We start from the raw sequence: 16,908 nt of genomic DNA on the forward strand, positions 1-16,908 counted from the left end.
TGCCCTTAGTGTAGCTGTATATTGATTAATAAGGAATATTTGTGACGCAACTCCACCCCCAGCGATTATTAAAGATTGCCCAGTTTGAACTCGTGCGATTATTTTTAACCAAACGTGGCTTACTTGCTGTTGCCGCATTTTCGATTTGTTGGTTATTGATTTTACGCTATCCGATAGGTCAAGCTGTCAGCTTAATAAATTCGCCTCAAATAGCCGATTTTGCACAACAAGTGTTTGGTGCTATTGGGCTGAGTAAATTACTCGATTGGCCTGAAGCTGAATTAGCTATGTATTGGTTAATTGCATTGTATAGCTTTCCCAGTTTTTGCTTGTTTTTATGTAGCGACCAGCTTGTCGGTGATAAACAACGAGGAACACTACGGTTTTTGTCGTTACGAGCGACTCGTAATGAAATGTTATTTGGCCGCTTTTTAGGACAAGTATTTATTTTAGCAGCATTACTACTTGTTACCTTGGTAGCTTCAGTTGCGGTTATGGTATTTAGAGATCCAGCATTATTGGCCAGTGGCATAAGTCGCAGCTTTGTTTTGTTCTTTTATTTATTAATTGCAGTTTTACCCTTTATAGCATTAATGACGTTGTTAAATACTTTTGCACGCTCAGCGCGTTTAGCTGTGGTACTGGCCGTATTATTTTTTGCTGGCGGGAATATTGTGGTCAGTATTTTAAGCTGGCAAATCCCCGTTTTGGTAATGCTTGATTATGTTTTCCCTGGTATACAACTTGATCAAATGGCTGGGCAAAACGCAGGAATATTTAATAGCATTGGCATACCGTTGATACAAACTACCGTGATGCTAGCGATTGCTCAGCGCATTTTTGCAAGGAGTTCTCTATGAGCACATTAATACACGCAACAGGTTTAACTAAGCTCTATGGTAATAAATTAGCCCTTGATCAGGTAAGTTTTGAAATACAACAAGGCGCGCCAGTAGCACTGGTTGGGCCAAATGGGGCAGGTAAAACCACCTTGTTTAGTTTGTTATGCGGTTATATTTTACCAACAAAAGGCACGCTTAATATTATCGGGCATAACCCAGGTAGTAGTGACTTATTTGGCAAGCTCAGTGCGTTACCACAAGATGCTCAACTTGATCCGCGCTTTAGTATCGCTCATCAACTAGCGTTTTATGGCCAGCTGCAAGGACTATCAAATAAGCAAAGCCAAGCAGAAGCGATCCGCGTACTTGAGTTAGTCGGGCTAGCTGACGTGGCTAAACAGCGTTCTGATGATTTATCACATGGCATGCGTAAACGTGTCACCATAGGTCAGGCGCTGATCGGAAAACCACAAATTGTTATGTTGGATGAAGCAACCGCTGGGCTTGATCCTATTCATGCTCGCGAGGTTCGCGAGGTGGTTGCGAACCTTAGCAGTGAGGCTACCTTCATTTTAAGCTCACATGATTTAACTGAGCTAGAACGCTTATGTTCACATGTATTGCACCTTGATAAAGGCAAGCTTACAGAGCATCCAACGCACAGTGATAATAATGAGCTGGAGTTTGGATTTATTACATTATTATTGAGCGAGCATTACCCGGATGTTGAAGCAAAAATCCATGCTTTAGCACAAGTGTCAAAGGTATATATGAGTCAAGCCAAAGAATATGTTATTGAGTACCAGAAAACGGCGACACCATTTGATATAGTCATACTGCAACATTGTTATCAGCAAGGTTGGCGTTACCGCCAATTGGTAAACGGACATACATTAGAAAATCAAATATTTAAACAGGAGCAAGTGTAGTAAAGAAAGTGCCAGCCATTTTGATCCGGATGCTGAATTCAAGATGTGAGTTGGCTCTGTTCCAACACCGAACAGTTAAGACTTTGAATCGGCTTGTAATATCACTGTTCCGTACCTCTTGATGACCTATCAAGAGGTGCTTTCAGCATAATTGGGCGCTTAACACCTAGCGGTTAACATCCTTACTCGCTAGGTTGTTTGTACACTTCCTTACAGTATCTTACATTTTTTCAATTAAATACAGTTACTTAGTTAAGTTTTGATTCAGTTTTCTCGCGTTACGATGTACCCCGTCTTAACCAACCGGTTAAACGCTAAACTTGTAGCAATAAAACAATATAAAATTGGGAAATCTATTTATGAAAAAATTAGCAGTTATTATTTCGAGTATTCTTCTTTCTAGTGCCGCGATGGCTGCGGATAACTACCAGTCAATCAGTCATTTAGGCTATCAGGACACTGATAGAAACGATACAATAAGTGTTGATTCAACATATTACTTCTCACCAAAGGCAACATTAGGTCCTTACGATCAATTTGAGTACATTAATAAGCAAACCAATGTATATGGTTCATACAATAATGATGACTTTCGTGATATAACAGATATTGGTGGTGAGTACTTCACTGAAAATTTTGTTGTAGGTGCCAAGTACCGTAACTTTAATGGTGATGGTGTTTCAAGTATAGACATAATAAATGTATCAGCAGGTTACTTTTTTAATCCAAATTTATTATTAAAGGCGACATTAACTGATGTTGAAGATGGCGATACTTCAGTGATGTTTGAACTTGCTTATGATCATAAACTTAATAGCACAGATTACATCGGTTTCACTGTAACATCTGATGACGAGTTTGATTACCGCGCCGTGAACGCTAAATACTTCATGGATCTTAAGCAAGGTAACTACCTAACTGTTGAAGGTACTGTTGTAGATACTGATAAGGATGGTAGCTCATGGGTACTTGGTTCAAACTACTACTTCACAAAAGCAACATCAGCGTTTGTTACATTTAATAAAAACGATGATTACACCGTTGGAGCACAACATTTCTTCAACAAAAATGTTGGTTTAAAAGCGGGTTACGGTAATAACTGGGATGATTCAGGCGCTGATGCTTACTTTGCAAATGTAAGCCTACAGTTCTAATTAAACTGTAATATTAGTACAGCAATATTTAAAAGCCCGCTCAATTGAGCGGGCTTTGTTATTTTTAAACGTTAATTATATTTACCAACCACATTGACGGCTTTTATTTTGCTCATCTAGGTATTTTTGCAGTGGTGCAAAGTAATCAAGCAGGGCTGTTGCATCCATTTCAGGTTTACCTGTTATAGAGGCTAATGCTTCTTGCCAAGGGCGGCTTGAGCCCATTTCTAGCATCGCATTGAGTTTTTCACCGGCTGCTTGTGAGTTATAAACCGAACAACGATGAATGGCTTCTTTATTACCTGCTATTTCACATAAACTACGATGGAAATCAAACTGTAAAATATGCGCTAAGAAATAACGGGTATAGGGTGTATTGCCTGGTACATGGTATTTTGCACCTGGATCAAAATCAGTTTCGCTACGTGCAATGGGTGCTTGTACACCTTGGTATTTTTCACGTAATTCCCACCATGCCTTATTGTAATTTTCAGGTGCTACTTCACCTGAAAATACTTGCCAACGCCATTGATCGACAAGTAAACCAAATGGAATAAACGCTACTTTATCCAGCGCCATTTTCATCAGTAAGCCAATGTCTTTTGATTCATCAGGCTCTTGCTCTAATAAACCAATTTCTTTTAAGTAACTAGGTGTTACCGAAAGCGCAATGGTATCGCCAATGGCTTCGTGAAAACCGTCGTTAGCACTTTCTTGATAATAAAGTGGTTGGGTATTGTAAGCGCGTTGATAGAAGTTGTGGCCTAACTCATGGTGAATAACCGAAAACTCTTCGCCTGTACGTTGAATACACATTTTAATGCGTAAATCGTCTTTACTATCTATATTCCACGCCGAGGCATGACACTGTACATCGCGATCAGCAGGTTTGGTGAATAACGAACGTTCATAAAAGGTTTTAGGTAAAGGCGCAAATCCCATCGAGGTGAAGAATTTTTCAGCGCCTTGCACCATTTTTAATTCATCATAGTTATGTTCAGCTAATAATGCAGTTACATCATAACCCGGGTCGGCATTTTCAGGTGCGACTACATCATAAATGTTGCCCCACGATTGCGCCCACATATTACCTAATAAATGCGCTGGGATAGGTTGGTCTTGGGGTACTTTGTCTTCACCGTATTTTTCACCTAACTTGGCACGAACATGACAATGCAGCGAATCATATAATGGTTTTACTTGCCCCCAAATACGATCAAGTTCTTTGGCAAAATCATCTGCTGGCATATCATACTTACTGCGCCACATTGCACCAGTGTCTGCATAACCAAGCTCTTTAGCGCCTTCATTGGTTAATACAACTTGTTGTTCATACAGTGGCCGCATTGGTTTTGATACCTGGCGCCAACCTTGCCATAAATCAAGCAGTTCGTTGTAATCACGGCTGGTGGCCATGGTTGCAGTCATATCACCTAAGCTTAAACAGCTACCATCGTCTTTACAATATTTACCTTTTCCATATATACCGCCAAGTTCAGCGACAAGCTGTGATAGTTTTGCTGTTTTTTCTGTATCTTGTGGGGCAGGTAAAGTCAGTGCCAATTTTAATTTGTCGAGTTTACGGCGTGCGTCGTAATCAAGTTTGAGTGAGTCAAACTGTGCAGCTTCGTTAGCAAGGCGAACCACCGCTTCGGTCATTTTACGATTTACTTCAGCTGACAAGGCTGATGTATCGTGGGTAATAAAATTTGCGTATATCCATTCTGCGCGGCTTGATTCTAAATATAGAGTACTGAGTTCTTGCTCAGTCGTATCTAAAAAGGCGTGCGCGTCTTTTGCAGTAACTGGCGCTGGGCTTGCAGCTTGAGTTACTGGTTTTTTGGCTTCTTGGTTACAGCCACTTAGTGCTAATGTGCTGGCAACCATTATTGCACTCAAACTGAGCTTAAAATGTGGAGTAGTCATGTTGATCCTTATATTTGTTATTTATCGTGTAAGATGATAGCAGCGTCACTGTGTTAGGGAAAGTTTATCAATAGCTGGAGGCTCTGTGTAGGGTAATGCAAGTTTACGGTGGCATTGTATTTATTAAAGGATAGGTCATAATTAAACCAATGCATTTCATTTATTAATAAGGATAGTTGTCATGTCAGTATTTATCTTGTTACTGGTGTTGGTGATAGTTATTTTTGCGGTGAAAGATATCCGCTTAAATCTCGTCAGTCGGCCGACATTTAAAATGTTTAAAAAAGTATTACCGCCGCTTTCGCAAACTGAGCGTGAAGCGATGGAAGCGGGCGACGTATGGTGGGATGGAGAACTATTTAGTGGCAATCCTGATTGGCAAGTACTTCATAGCTACCCAAAGCCAGAGTTGAGCGAAAAAGAACGAATGTTTTTAGATAATGAAGTGGAAACACTGTTGTCGATGCTTGATGACTATCACATTGTGCAAAAAGATAAAGACTTGCCAGCAGAAGTATGGGATTACCTAAAGAACCAAGGTTTTTTTGCGCTGATCATTCCTGAAAAATTTGGCGGACGCCAGTTTTCAGCAATCGCAAACTCAACCATTGTGGCTAAAATAGCCACTAAAAGCTTAACCGCAGCAGTCACCGTGATGGTGCCTAATAGCTTAGGCCCGGGTGAATTGTTATTTCATTATGGTACACAAGAGCAGCAAGAACGCTGGTTACCTTCACTTGCGAAGGGGGATGATGTGCCATGTTTTGCTCTAACAGGCCCTGAAGCTGGCTCTGATGCGGGCAGTATTCCTGATTCAGGCGTAGTGTGTAAAGGTGAATTTGAAGGCCAAGAAGTGATAGGGTTACGATTAAATTGGTCAAAACGCTATATTACGCTTGCACCCGTAGCAACGGTTCTTGGACTTGCGTTTAAAATGTATGACCCAGATGGATTGCTTGGTAAACATAAAGAGCTAGGCATAACCTGTGCGCTGATCCCAACAGATCACCCTGGTGTGGAAACGGGGGAGCGCCATTATCCACTGAATATGGCGTTTATGAATGGTACAACTTACGGTAAAGATGTGTTTATTCCGCTTGATTGGATCATTGGTGGTCAACAAGGTGCTGGGCGAGGCTGGCGGATGTTGGTTGAGTGTTTAAGTGCTGGGCGCGGTATTTCATTACCCGCACTGAGCAGTGCAACTGGGCACTTATGTGCACGTATGACATCAGCCTATGCAATGGTACGTCAACAATTTGGTGTTTCTATCGGGCAGTTTGAAGGCGTACAAGAGGCACTGGCTCGTATCGGTGGACTAACCTATAGCCTTGAATCATGTCGCTTAATGACTGCCGGAGCCATTGATTTAAAATTAAGCCCATCAGTGGTGACTGCGATAGCCAAATACCATATGACTGAAATGGGCCGTACGGTGATGAATGATGCAATGGATATTCACTCAGGCAAAGGAATACAAGTTGGGCCAAATAATTATTTAGCCCACGGTTATATGGGTATTCCGGTCTCAATTACTGTTGAAGGGGCGAATATTTTAACCCGTAACTTGATGATTTTTGGACAAGGTGCAACCCGTTGCCACCCATTTGTACTCAAAGAAATGGAAGCTGCAGCAATGGAAGATGATGATCTTGCGTTAAAAGAATTTGATTCATTATTACTGCAACATATTTTATTTACCGCTATTAACGCAAGTATGGCTTTTATACATGGATTAACGCGCAGCTATTTTGCAAAATCGCCTGTGTGTGGTGCAACAGCAACGTATTATAAGCAACTAGGGCGTATGAGTCGTGGGCTTGCTTTTAGTACTGACGTGGCCATGTTAGTACTTGGTGGCGAGCTTAAACGCAAAGAGATGATTTCAGCGCGTTTAGGGGATGTATTAAGTCATTTATACTTGGCATCTTGTGTATTAAAACGTTTTGAAGACGAGGGGCGTCAACAAGCTGATCTTCCGTTCGTAAAATATGCGATTGAATTGTCATTGTTTGAAATTGGCCAAGCATTTGACGGTTTTTTCAAAAACTTTTCAAACCCGGTTGTTAATTTCATTTTAAAACGTATTGTATTTCCGCTTGGAAATCATTACCAGCGGCCAAGTGATGAGCTTGCGCAAGAAATTTGTGAACATATGACGCAACCAGGGGTATTTAGAAACCGCTTAACCCATTTATGTTATGTAGATGATAAAGCGGGTACTGGGGTGATGGAGAATGCGTTTATGGCGATGCATAATACCAGCGCTGCCTTTAAACGATTGAAGAAATGGCAACGCGACGGCACCCTTAATCGTAATCATGATATAGCAACGGCAATCGACAGTGCGCTTGAAAAACAGTTAATAACTGATGAGCAAGGCAAAAAGCTACATGCTGCAAATAATCTACGCAAACAGGCAATTGCGGTAGATAATTATCAGCCTGGTGAACTGTAATATCAAAAACTAAAAAGCCTTGCTGTGAGCAAGGCTTTTTAAGCTAGCTAAATATTTAGTATAAAGCGTTAACGTGCAAATGGATCGGCATTGATTTTATCAACATACCAATTGCCTTTTTTACGCACCATTTTTACGCTGCGCATATCATCAACTTTATTCCCATTGAAGTGGCCGGTGAAAATAAGGTTGATATTGGCTTTATCACCGTATTGCTCTCTTAAGCTCATATTTGTCATATCGACTTCAATGACGACATTATCGTATTGCATGTTGACTAAATTACGGGCAAATTGTTTAGAGGTGCCATATGATTTCATGATCCGTGCCATTTTAGGTGTCGCCATGGTAGTGGCTTTACTCAGATCCTGTTTGTTATAAAGTGTATCAAAAAATAGGGCAGCGCTGTTTCCTGGAGTATTCTTCTCACCTTTTGGTGCGTCGTCACCACCGCAGCCGCTCAGTAGTAATAAAAATGTAGCAGTAAACAGAGTTATAAATAATTTCATTAGGTAAATAGACTTGTTAGTGATGATTTAGTGTGTGATGAAATGCGACAGATGTAAAGTTTACGGTAAGAATTAGTGATATTAGTACAAAAAATAATAAAAAAGGATGCATTTAGCATCCTTTTTCAAAGTAAATACAATTATTGCACAAGCTCTTGTTCAGAAAATTCTTCAGCAAAAAGTGGGCTTGATAAATAACGTTCAGTAGCACTTGGTAAAATAACTACGACATTTTTACCAGCATTTTCAGGTAATTCTGCAATACGCTTAGCGGCAACAACCGCAGCGCCCGATGAAATACCGACTAAGATACCTTCATCTTTCATAAGCTTGTGAGCCATTTCGATGGCTTCCTCGTTTGACACAAGTTCAGCACCATCAATGACACTAAGGTCTAAGTTACCTGGGATGAAGCCTGCACCAATACCTTGAATTTTATGAGGGCCAGGTTTAATTTCTTCACCCGCTAACGTTTGGCTAATAACGGGTGAATTTGTCGGCTCTACAGCGATTGATTTAACATCAAGGCCTTTTTCAAGTTTTAAATAACGGCTAACACCCGTAATAGTACCACCCGTGCCAACACCTGCGACGAAGAAATCAACGTTACCGTCAGTTGCTGTGAAAATTTCAGGGCCTGTTGTTTCAAAGTGAATTTTTGGATTTGCAGGGTTTTCAAACTGTTGTAACAGGATGAACTTTTCAGGAGCGCTGGCTTGAATTTCTTTTGCTTTTTCAATTGCCCCATTCATACCTTTAGCACCATCAGTTAATACTAAATTAGCACCTAAGGCTTTTAGTAATTTACGGCGCTCAAGGCTCATGGTATTTGGCATAGTAAGTGTTAATTTGTAACCACGAGAGGCTGCTACAAAAGCAAGCGCAATACCTGTATTGCCTGATGTAGGCTCTATGAGTTCTTTATCTTTTGTCAGCTCTCCTGATTTTTCAGCTTCCCAGATCATTGAGGCACCAATACGGCATTTGACACTAAAGCTAGGATTACGAGATTCTATTTTTGCAAAAATATTACCTGTCGTTACACGGTTTAGTTTTACTAACGGTGTGTTACCAATACTGAGTGAGTTATCTTCAAAAATAGTAGACATAATGTTCCTTTAGGTGCAATTTATTCAGTCGTGACCGATTTTTATGTTTTCGATCTGTAATAGTGACACTTTACTGCTGAATTAAAAAAACTAAAGTAAAGTTTGGCTATAAGATATATCTATTCGGCTTATAACTGAATGAAATAAAAAATAGCGAGAGCTTATATGTATAGTTATTAAAATAAAAATCCTATCAGTTATGCTGATATAAATTCTTAGGGAGACAAATACTGACCAATATTAACATGTGCTAGATCATAATAAATTGTTTATTTGATATTATAATGAGTAAATTAAACGGTGTTTAACAGTAAAGGTGATGGTATTTTGTGCAAACAAGCCGTTGTTGAGCGGTTTTAAGATACATATAATTAAAAACATGTTAAAAACACATCCACCAAAAATTATAAAGTGATCACAATGACATTAATCTTAAAATTAATTGCCGGCATATTGGGCGGTATTTTAGTGGGCTTATATGTTCCACTGACAGGAGTTGAACTCCTTTACACAGTAAAAGAAATAATTGGCCAGCTGATCACTTTTACTATTCCACTCATTATTTTATTTTTTATAGCATCAGGAATTGCTGGTTTACCGAAAGGTTCAGGGCATTTGTTAGGTAAAACCGTTGGTTTTGCATATGGTTCAACGATCATAGCAGGCACGCTTGCGGTGTTAGTTGTTAGTGCAATTATCCCGTTATTTGATGGTGGTTTAACCTTTGAAGCTGAAATAGCCACCGAAGTGGCAAGCTTTATTGATTTAGAGATCCCACCATTAATGGGTGTTATGACCGCGCTTGCGACAGCGTTTGTGTTTGGTATCGGTATGAGTCAATTAGAGCTAGAGACCTTGAAAAAAGTATCGGATCAGGGCCGCGATGTGATTGATGGTTTGCTAGCAAAAGTTATTATTCCAGCATTACCGTTTTATATTGCAGGTGTGTTTGCTGAGATGACAGTTGCAGGCACTGTTGTTGATACCTTACAAACGTTTGGTGTGGTGTTGATTGCTGCATTAATCATGCATTGGGTATGGTTAAGTATTCTTTACATCGGTACGGGTATCTTACTAAAACGCAACCCAGTTGAATTAATTAAAAATATGCTGCCAGCTTACTTTACAGCCTTAGGCACTATGTCTAGCGCTGCGACTATTCCAGTGTCTTTACGCTCAAGCAAAGCAAATAATGTAAAAGAAGATGTTGCTAACTTTACTGTACCTCTGTGTGCGACTATCCATCTATCTGGCTCAACGATCACTATCGTTACTTGCGCGATGGCGGTGATGTTTTTATCACCAAATATGGATGTACCATCATTATTTGGGATGTTGCCGTTTATTATGATGCTAGGTGTGGTAATGATTGCCGCGCCGGGTGCTCCGGGTGGAGCAGTCATGTCAGCGCTGGGTTTATTAACCAGCATGCTCGGTTTCAATGAAGGTGCTGTGGCACTAATGATCGCGCTTTATCTGGCTCAGGATAGTTTTGGTACAGCCTGCAATGTTACCGGTGATGGAGTAATTGCCTTGTGGGTTGACCGCTTCAGTGAAAAAACATCATCTTAAATTAGTTATTTGAAACGATATTAGAGTTATCGTTTCAGATTTTCTGTGTTAGTGTGACAAATTAAATAGTCATACTGACATGCTGTTAGGTTATATGAGGGTGTCCCATTGATTAATGTACTTTTAGTTGATGACCATGAGCTCGTACGAACGGGTATCAAACGTATTTTAGATGATGTTCGTGGATTTAAAGTAATTGGTGAAGCTAAAACAGGTGAAGAAGCGGTACAATTTTGCCGTCAGCACTCTCCTGATATTGTGCTAATGGACATGAATATGCCAGGTATTGGCGGATTAGAAGCGACCAAGAAAATTTGTCGCTATTGCCCTGATGTGAAAATTATAGTGTTAACTGTACATTGTGAAGACCCATTCCCAAGTAAAGTGATGCAAATTGGCGCTCATGGTTACTTAACCAAAGGGGCGGGCTCTGATGAAATGGTGAATGCAATTCGTGCAGTAAATGCAGGACAACGTTACATTGCACCAGAAATAGCGCAACAAATTGCCCTCGCGCAGGTGACGGGTCGTACTGACGAAAGTCCATTTCAGAGTTTATCTGAACGTGAATTACAGATCATGCTAATGATCACTAAAGGTGAAAAGGTGCAGGACATTGCCGAACGCCTTAATTTAAGTTCTAAAACAGTGAATAGTTATCGCTATAGAATGTTTGAAAAGTTGAATGTGGGTGGTGATGTTGAACTAACTCATTTGGCTATTCGTCATAAGATGATCGACATCGACAGCGCTCACTAGTGTTACCCCATGGCAGAATTTGATCACGCCCATTTCTTAAAAACACTATCAAGCGAGCCTGGCGTTTATTGGATGCTTGATAGTGATGATAAAGTTATTTATGTTGGTAAAGCGAAAAATCTTAAAAAGCGTGTCAGTAGCTATTTTCGTAGCAATGTTACGGATGGCAAAACCCGTGCTTTAGTCAGTAACATTAGTGATATTGATATCACTTTAACCAATACTGAAACCGAAGCTTTACTGCTAGAAAATAACTTAATAAAAAAATATCAGCCACGTTACAACATTTTACTGCGTGATGATAAATCCTATCCGTATATTTTATTAACTGCTCACAAACATCCAAGACTTGCATTTCATCGCGGTGGTCGCAAAGTGAAAGGCGAGTACTTTGGTCCATTTCCAAGTGCTGGCGCTGTCTCTGAAAGTTTGCGGTTAATGCAGAAAATATTTCCTGTTCGTCAATGTGAAGATGCGTATTATCGCGTTCGCAGCCGACCTTGTTTGCAATTTCAATTAAAGCGTTGCTCAGCACCGTGCGTTGGCGAGGTTACTGATGATGAATATAGCCAGCAAGTAGATTTTGTGCGCAAGTTTCTAGCTGGTAAATCTCATGAAGTCATCGCCGCGTTGATCTCTAAAATGGAAGCTGCGAGCCACGCTTTGCAATTTGAACTGGCGGCTAAAATACGCGATCAAATAATGCTGCTACGTAAAATGCAAGAGCAACAATCAATATCAGGTAATTATGCCGAAATGGATGTTGTGGGTTTTGCTCATTTAAATGGGCTTAATGGCATTCATTTGTTGATGATCCGCGATCATAAAGTACTCGGTAGCAAAACCTATTTTCCAAAAGTACCGAAAGATTCACAGCAACAAGAAATACTCGCTTCATTTCTTGGGCAATATTATTTAGCCCCAGGTGCAACTGGGCGCATTGCTAAAGAAGTGATTTTGCCATTTGCACTTGATGAAGTTGATGTACTCAGTGAAGCATTAAGCCAAGTGAGTGAACGCAAAGTCACTTTAAAAACTGTTACACGTGGTGAGCGCGCACAATACTTACAACTTGCTAATAAGAATGCGCTTAATAGTATTACGGTTAAGCAAAGTACCCAGGATTCGATTAATAAGCGCTACGCACAACTCAAAGCGACGTTAGGGCTCGATGATATTAATCGTATGGAATGTTTTGATATCAGCCATACCATGGGAGAAAACACCGTGGCCAGTTGTGTGGTATTTGATTCGCAAGGCCCTAACAATAAAGAATATCGACGTTTTAATGTGACAGGGATCACCGGTGGTGATGATTACGCTGCTATGGAGTTTGCATTAAACAAGCGTTACAACAAGTTAGTAGATGAAGATAAAATTCCAGATGTTATTTTTATCGATGGTGGTAAGGGGCAATTATCGCGGGCTGAGCAATACTTTGCTACTTGGCCACATGCAAAAATGCCATTACTAGTTGGTGTAGCAAAAGGCACCAGCCGAAAACCTGGGCTTGAAACGCTGTTAATTGATGGAGGTCGGAAAACAATTCCAATGGATTCGGATGCACCGGCGCTACATTTGATCCAACATATTCGCGATGAATCACATCGCTTTGCCATTGCTGGGCATCGTAATAAGCGCCAAAAACAGCGGACACAATCATTATTAGAAGAGATCAGCGGAGTTGGTTCTACGCGACGTCAAACATTATTAAAATTTTTAGGGGGCATGCAAGGAGTAAAAGCTGCTAATATAGACCAATTAAAGCAAGTACCCGGGATCAGCTCTGACATGGCTGAGAAGATATTTAACCATTTGCATGACAAAGGCTAGCCCTTCATGCGAATATAAAAAAAAGACATCCTCAAGTAGTTATGTGGAATATTCCAAACACAATCACAACATTTAGACTTTTTCTTATCCCCATTTTCTTGGTGGTATTTTACTTGCCTTACTCATGGGCTTTCTTTGCTGCCGCTTTTATTTTTTGGCTAGCATCAATCACTGATATTCTCGATGGCTATTTGGCGCGCAAGCTTGAGCAATCAACGCCTTTTGGTGCATTCTTAGACCCTGTTGCTGATAAAGTAATGGTGTGTACGGCATTGGTTGCATTGGCGAGTTATTATCAATCAATGTATATGACGATCCCAGCTTTAATTATAATAAGTAGAGAAATTGTTATTTCAGCACTTAGAGAATGGATGGCTGAACAAGGCAAACGCGGTAATGTGGCCGTATCTAGTATGGGTAAATTCAAAACAGCTGCGCAAATGTTAGCTATTATTGGACTCATTTGGCAGTACGATAGCTGGATGATGTATTTAAGTTACGCCTTATTATACATTGCAACCTTCTTAACGGTTACTTCTATGCTGCAATACTTGATAGCAGCATGGTCTGAATTGACTAAAAATTGAGTCTAAACGTATAATAACGCACCATTTTAGATAAAAAATAATCAAACAGTTCAAAACTAGCATTTTTTGTATTGACGCGTTTAATAATCTCTGTAGAATGCGTCCGTGTTGAGAGGGCATAGCCCTCTAGATAAACCAAGTAACACTAGGTGAGTAGTTAGAATGTTCTACTGCGGCATAGTCGCACAGTGACATACTAACAACTTGCAAGTATTAAGCGGCACTAGCTCAGTTGGTAGAGCGCGACCTTGCCAAGGTCGAGGTCACGAGTTCGAGCCTCGTGTGCCGCTCCAGTTTATCTCAAAGGCTAACCCAGATGTTGGGGCGGAATGGCAGAGTGGCCATGCACCGGATTGCAAATCCGTCTACCTCGGTTCGACTCCGGGTTCCGCCTCCATTTAAACACTCCACACGCTTTAAATAGCAAACTCGATGCCCGAGTGGTGGAATTGGTAGACACAAGGGATTTAAAATCCCTCGACTAACAAGTCGTGCCGGTTCAAGTCCGGCCTCGGGCACCACTTTGTGGTTTAGTTGCATATACCAAATGTAACTTTTAAAAATTTAGTAATTAGAATTAATATGATGCGGCACTAGCTCAGTTGGTAGAGCGCGACCTTGCCAAGGTCGAGGTCACGAGTTCGAGCCTCGTGTGCCGCTCCATATTAGTTTTATCCACTTGCTTTAAATAGCAAACTCGATGCCCGAGTGGTGGAATTGGTAGACACAAGGGATTTAAAATCCCTCGACTAACAAGTCGTGCCGGTTCAAGTCCGGCCTCGGGCACCACTTTAAATTACTTTACCAAGGTGATTTAGAGTTTATAAACAATATTTTGCGGTACTAGCTCAGTTGGTAGAGCGCGACCTTGCCAAGGTCGAGGTCACGAGTTCGAGCCTCGTGTACCGCTCCAAATTATTTGGAAATATTTAGGCGGAATGGCAGAGTGGCCATGCACCGGATTGCAAATCCGTTTACCCCGGTTCGACTCCGGGTTCCGCCTCCAACTCCAATAATTTACTCCACACGCTTTAATTAGCAAACTCGATGCCCGAGTGGTGGAATTGGTAGACACAAGGGATTTAAAATCCCTCGACTAACAAGTCGTGCCGGTTCAAGTCCGGCCTCGGGCACCACTTATTCTATCCTATAGTTACCTTGTTATTAAGTTTCTTCTAGTATACAAATTCACTATCATCCTTTCTGAGCGATAAATCACTTTGATTTTACCACTATCAGAGGCTGTGCTTAGTATATGTATAAACCAAAGTAGGCTCTAAGTGTCAGCATTAACTCCATTACAAAGCCAATACGCTTATTAAAAGCGTTGTGCTTGAACTGTTTAGATAATTACTAATAGACAGTGAAGGGGTACTAAATGACACTAATCTATTTAACAGGAGCATATGAGATGAGTGCTGTTATTAATAATAGTCATACGAGACTAAAACAATAAAAAACCCGAAACGACAATCGTTGTTTCGGGTTTTTTACTTAAAGTATTTTAAGCATAATTACTTATGCCAAATACCCTTTGGAATGGTTTTATTGAGCTTGTCGTTCTTGCTTGGATCAAACGTCGGTAACTTTCCTGCACGTCGTTGAGCGTTATAATCTTTGGCAAGCCATACCACAACGCCAGAAAGCATAAATAATGCTATTACGTTGACGATTGCCATTAAGCCCATAGAAACATCTGCTAATGTCCAAACTAGTGGTAATTCACCAAGGGTTCCAAACATCACCATACTTAATACTAATAGTCTAAAGATCAACATGCCAGATGCATGGTTATGCTCTAAGAATAATAAGTTCGTTTCAGCATAAGAGTAGTTAGCCACAATAGACGTAAAAGCGAAAAACAGTATAGCGATTGCAACAAATATCGCGCCCCAGCTACCTACATGCTCTTCAAGTGCTGCTTGCGTTAGCGCTATCCCTGTTACATCAGAGCCTGGTACTAATTGTTCTGATAATAAAATAAGAGCAGCTGTTGCAGTACAAATAACAATGGTATCTACAAATACACCTAACATTTGTACATAACCCTGAGAAGCAGGATGAGGTGGGTTTGGTGTCGCGGTTGCCGCAGCGTTAGCTGCGCTACCCATCCCCGCTTCGTTTGAGAATAATCCGCGCTTGATCCCTTGGATCATCGCTTGCATTACACCATAACCAATTGCACCGGCGCCGGCTTGCTCAATACCAAAGGCACTTCTAATTACATGCATAAATACATCAGGTAATTCAGTGTAATTTACAGCGCATATATACAGTGCAACGATAAGATAAGCGGCGGCCATAAATGGTACGGCTAATTCAGCAAACCGTGAAATTGTTTTTAGGCCACCGAATATAATGATGCCTGAGCCAATAACAAGTGCTATACCTACTATATAGTTAGGTATACCGAAAGCAACTTCAAAAGCTGCAGCGATAGAGTTTGATTGTACGGCGTTAAAAACTAAACCAAAGGCTAAAATTAAACACAGTGAGAACACTACACCCATCCAGCGTTTGCCAAGTCCGTATTCCATATAGTAAGCAGGGCCACCACGAAAGTTACCTTCTTCATCGCGTGTTTTATATGCCTGAGCCAATGTACTCTCTGCAAAGCTGGTTGCCATGCCGATTAAAGCAATTAGCCACATCCAGAAAATTGCACCAGCGCCACCTAAATATAACGCAACTGCTACACCTGCCATATTACCTGTGCCAACACGGGCGGCTAGAGAAGTACAAAAAGCTTGAAAAGATGAAATACCGTTGTTATCACACTGACGAGAATTGAACATGACTTTAATCATGTGGGGGAATTGAACAAATTGAATGAACTTGAGTTTAATAGTAAAAAAGAGTCCTGCCGCTATTAATAGGTAGACGAGAATATGACCCCAAAGCAGCCCACTAATACTATTTATTATATCTATCATGTTATATGCCTAATGAACGAGTTTAAAAAACAGCAGGCAACTTACCATAAGCAAAGCAGATAGTTTAGTTAAACGATGAAAAAAACAAAGTTATCCACAGTCTTTTGTGGGTAACGTGTGATTTTCTTTTGGGTATCTTGGTGGTCTAAAATAAATGCGAATTTAATGATAAAAACGCTTGCGTTAAAATCTGTTCTCCCTATAATGCGACCCCACTGAGACGGCAGAGCGCAACGCTTAGCGAGGCACGAGCTACTCAGTGAGTCGAGTAAAACTTAGTTCTGAAAACTTTTAAGT

General features: G+C 40.6%; 12 protein-coding genes and 8 tRNA genes. 16 read left to right on the forward strand and 4 right to left on the reverse strand.

All coding sequences use genetic code 11. The features are described 5' to 3' along the window. Nucleotides 1-41 precede the first annotated feature (41 nt). The 3 genes from HHO47_RS16885 to HHO47_RS16895 all read left to right on the forward strand — a co-directional run bounded on the left by HHO47_RS16885 (nt 42) and on the right by HHO47_RS16895 (nt 2,925). On the forward strand, nt 42-860 hold the full coding sequence (locus HHO47_RS16885) for an ABC transporter permease subunit (protein ID WP_169021356.1): 819 nt from the start codon (nt 42-44) through the stop codon (nt 858-860). Then, the gene (locus tag HHO47_RS16890; RefSeq protein ID WP_169021357.1) at nt 857-1,771 is read left to right on the forward strand and encodes an ABC transporter ATP-binding protein; all 915 of its coding nucleotides are present in this window, start codon (nt 857-859) and stop codon (nt 1,769-1,771) included. Before HHO47_RS16885 ends, HHO47_RS16890 begins: the two co-directional genes overlap by 4 nt. 359 nt (nt 1,772-2,130) lie before the next feature. Beyond that, on the forward strand, nt 2,131-2,925 hold the full coding sequence (locus HHO47_RS16895) for a putative porin (RefSeq protein WP_169021358.1): 795 nt from the start codon (nt 2,131-2,133) through the stop codon (nt 2,923-2,925). Between the two features lie 81 nt (nt 2,926-3,006). Here HHO47_RS16895 and HHO47_RS16900 read toward each other — a convergent pair whose 3' ends face one another. Continuing rightward, nucleotides 3,007-4,851: a M2 family metallopeptidase gene (locus tag HHO47_RS16900; RefSeq protein ID WP_169021359.1), complete on the reverse strand. Its 1,845-nt coding sequence runs from the start codon at nt 4,849-4,851 to the stop codon at nt 3,007-3,009. A gap of 181 nt (nt 4,852-5,032) precedes the next feature. On the opposite strand from HHO47_RS16900, the gene HHO47_RS16905 reads away from it, so the two are divergent. Then, the gene (locus HHO47_RS16905) at nt 5,033-7,309 is read left to right on the forward strand and encodes an acyl-CoA dehydrogenase (RefSeq protein ID WP_169021360.1); all 2,277 of its coding nucleotides are present in this window, start codon (nt 5,033-5,035) and stop codon (nt 7,307-7,309) included. A gap of 68 nt (nt 7,310-7,377) precedes the next feature. Here HHO47_RS16905 and HHO47_RS16910 read toward each other — a convergent pair whose 3' ends face one another. Beyond that, nucleotides 7,378-7,818, reverse strand: coding sequence for a hypothetical protein (locus tag HHO47_RS16910; RefSeq protein ID WP_169021361.1), 441 nt, complete (start codon nt 7,816-7,818; stop codon nt 7,378-7,380). A 140-nt stretch (nt 7,819-7,958) separates the two neighbouring features. Continuing rightward, entirely contained in the window at nt 7,959-8,927 is a 969-nt protein-coding gene (gene cysK, locus HHO47_RS16915) for a cysteine synthase A (RefSeq protein WP_169021362.1), read from the reverse strand. 420 nt (nt 8,928-9,347) lie between these two features. On the opposite strand from cysK, the gene HHO47_RS16920 reads away from it, so the two are divergent. The 12 genes from HHO47_RS16920 to HHO47_RS16975 all read left to right on the forward strand — a co-directional run bounded on the left by HHO47_RS16920 (nt 9,348) and on the right by HHO47_RS16975 (nt 14,814). Next, complete coding sequence (locus HHO47_RS16920) at nt 9,348-10,499, forward strand: dicarboxylate/amino acid:cation symporter (RefSeq protein WP_169021363.1); 1,152 nt, start codon at nt 9,348-9,350, stop codon at nt 10,497-10,499. A gap of 108 nt (nt 10,500-10,607) precedes the next feature. Next, nucleotides 10,608-11,258, forward strand: coding sequence for a UvrY/SirA/GacA family response regulator transcription factor (uvrY, locus tag HHO47_RS16925; protein ID WP_016707677.1), 651 nt, complete (start codon nt 10,608-10,610; stop codon nt 11,256-11,258). Between the two features lie 9 nt (nt 11,259-11,267). Further along, entirely contained in the window at nt 11,268-13,091 is a 1,824-nt protein-coding gene (uvrC, locus tag HHO47_RS16930) for an excinuclease ABC subunit UvrC (protein WP_169021364.1), read from the forward strand. A gap of 41 nt (nt 13,092-13,132) precedes the next feature. Further along, nucleotides 13,133-13,678, forward strand: coding sequence for a CDP-diacylglycerol--glycerol-3-phosphate 3-phosphatidyltransferase (gene pgsA / locus HHO47_RS16935; RefSeq protein WP_169021365.1), 546 nt, complete (start codon nt 13,133-13,135; stop codon nt 13,676-13,678). A gap of 217 nt (nt 13,679-13,895) precedes the next feature. Further along, nucleotides 13,896-13,971: transfer RNA gene (locus HHO47_RS16940), tRNA-Gly, on the forward strand. A gap of 30 nt (nt 13,972-14,001) precedes the next feature. Next, a tRNA-Cys gene (locus HHO47_RS16945) sits at nt 14,002-14,075 on the forward strand. Nucleotides 14,076-14,112: 37 nt separating this feature from the next. Further along, a tRNA-Leu gene (locus HHO47_RS16950) sits at nt 14,113-14,199 on the forward strand. A 66-nt stretch (nt 14,200-14,265) separates the two neighbouring features. Continuing rightward, nucleotides 14,266-14,341: transfer RNA gene (locus HHO47_RS16955), tRNA-Gly, on the forward strand. A 39-nt stretch (nt 14,342-14,380) separates the two neighbouring features. Continuing rightward, nucleotides 14,381-14,467 (forward strand) — tRNA-Leu (locus HHO47_RS16960). 48 nt (nt 14,468-14,515) lie between these two features. Then, nucleotides 14,516-14,591, forward strand: a tRNA-Gly gene (locus tag HHO47_RS16965). Between the two features lie 19 nt (nt 14,592-14,610). Beyond that, nucleotides 14,611-14,684, forward strand: a tRNA-Cys gene (locus tag HHO47_RS16970). A 43-nt stretch (nt 14,685-14,727) separates the two neighbouring features. Further along, nucleotides 14,728-14,814: transfer RNA gene (locus HHO47_RS16975), tRNA-Leu, on the forward strand. A gap of 378 nt (nt 14,815-15,192) precedes the next feature. On the opposite strand, the gene HHO47_RS16980 is transcribed toward HHO47_RS16975, so the two are convergent. Continuing rightward, nucleotides 15,193-16,611, reverse strand: a complete 1,419-nt coding sequence (locus tag HHO47_RS16980) for an alanine/glycine:cation symporter family protein (RefSeq protein WP_169021366.1) — start codon at nt 16,609-16,611, stop codon at nt 15,193-15,195. Between the last annotated feature and the right edge of the window lie 297 nt (nt 16,612-16,908).

The organism is Pseudoalteromonas arctica, from assembly GCF_012927645.1.
In the GTDB taxonomy this organism is placed as follows: domain Bacteria; phylum Pseudomonadota; class Gammaproteobacteria; order Enterobacterales; family Alteromonadaceae; genus Pseudoalteromonas; species Pseudoalteromonas arctica_A.

Bases quoted from the DNA above. Each gene is read 5' to 3' on its own strand.
- HHO47_RS16920 (WP_169021363.1), top strand. From the start codon at position 9,348: ATGACATTAATCTTAAAATTAATTGCCGGCATATTGGGCGGTATTTTA.
- HHO47_RS16895 (WP_169021358.1), top strand. From the start codon at position 2,131: ATGAAAAAATTAGCAGTTATTATTTCGAGTATTCTTCTTTCTAGTGCC.
- HHO47_RS16905 (WP_169021360.1), top strand. From the start codon at position 5,033: ATGTCAGTATTTATCTTGTTACTGGTGTTGGTGATAGTTATTTTTGCG.
- HHO47_RS16980 (WP_169021366.1), bottom strand. From the start codon at position 16,611: ATGATAGATATAATAAATAGTATTAGTGGGCTGCTTTGGGGTCATATT.
- cysK (WP_169021362.1), bottom strand. From the start codon at position 8,927: ATGTCTACTATTTTTGAAGATAACTCACTCAGTATTGGTAACACACCG.
- pgsA (WP_169021365.1), top strand. From the start codon at position 13,133: ATGTGGAATATTCCAAACACAATCACAACATTTAGACTTTTTCTTATC.
- HHO47_RS16890 (WP_169021357.1), top strand. From the start codon at position 857: ATGAGCACATTAATACACGCAACAGGTTTAACTAAGCTCTATGGTAAT.
- HHO47_RS16910 (WP_169021361.1), bottom strand. From the start codon at position 7,818: ATGAAATTATTTATAACTCTGTTTACTGCTACATTTTTATTACTACTG.
- uvrC (WP_169021364.1), top strand. From the start codon at position 11,268: ATGGCAGAATTTGATCACGCCCATTTCTTAAAAACACTATCAAGCGAG.
- HHO47_RS16900 (WP_169021359.1), bottom strand. From the start codon at position 4,851: ATGACTACTCCACATTTTAAGCTCAGTTTGAGTGCAATAATGGTTGCC.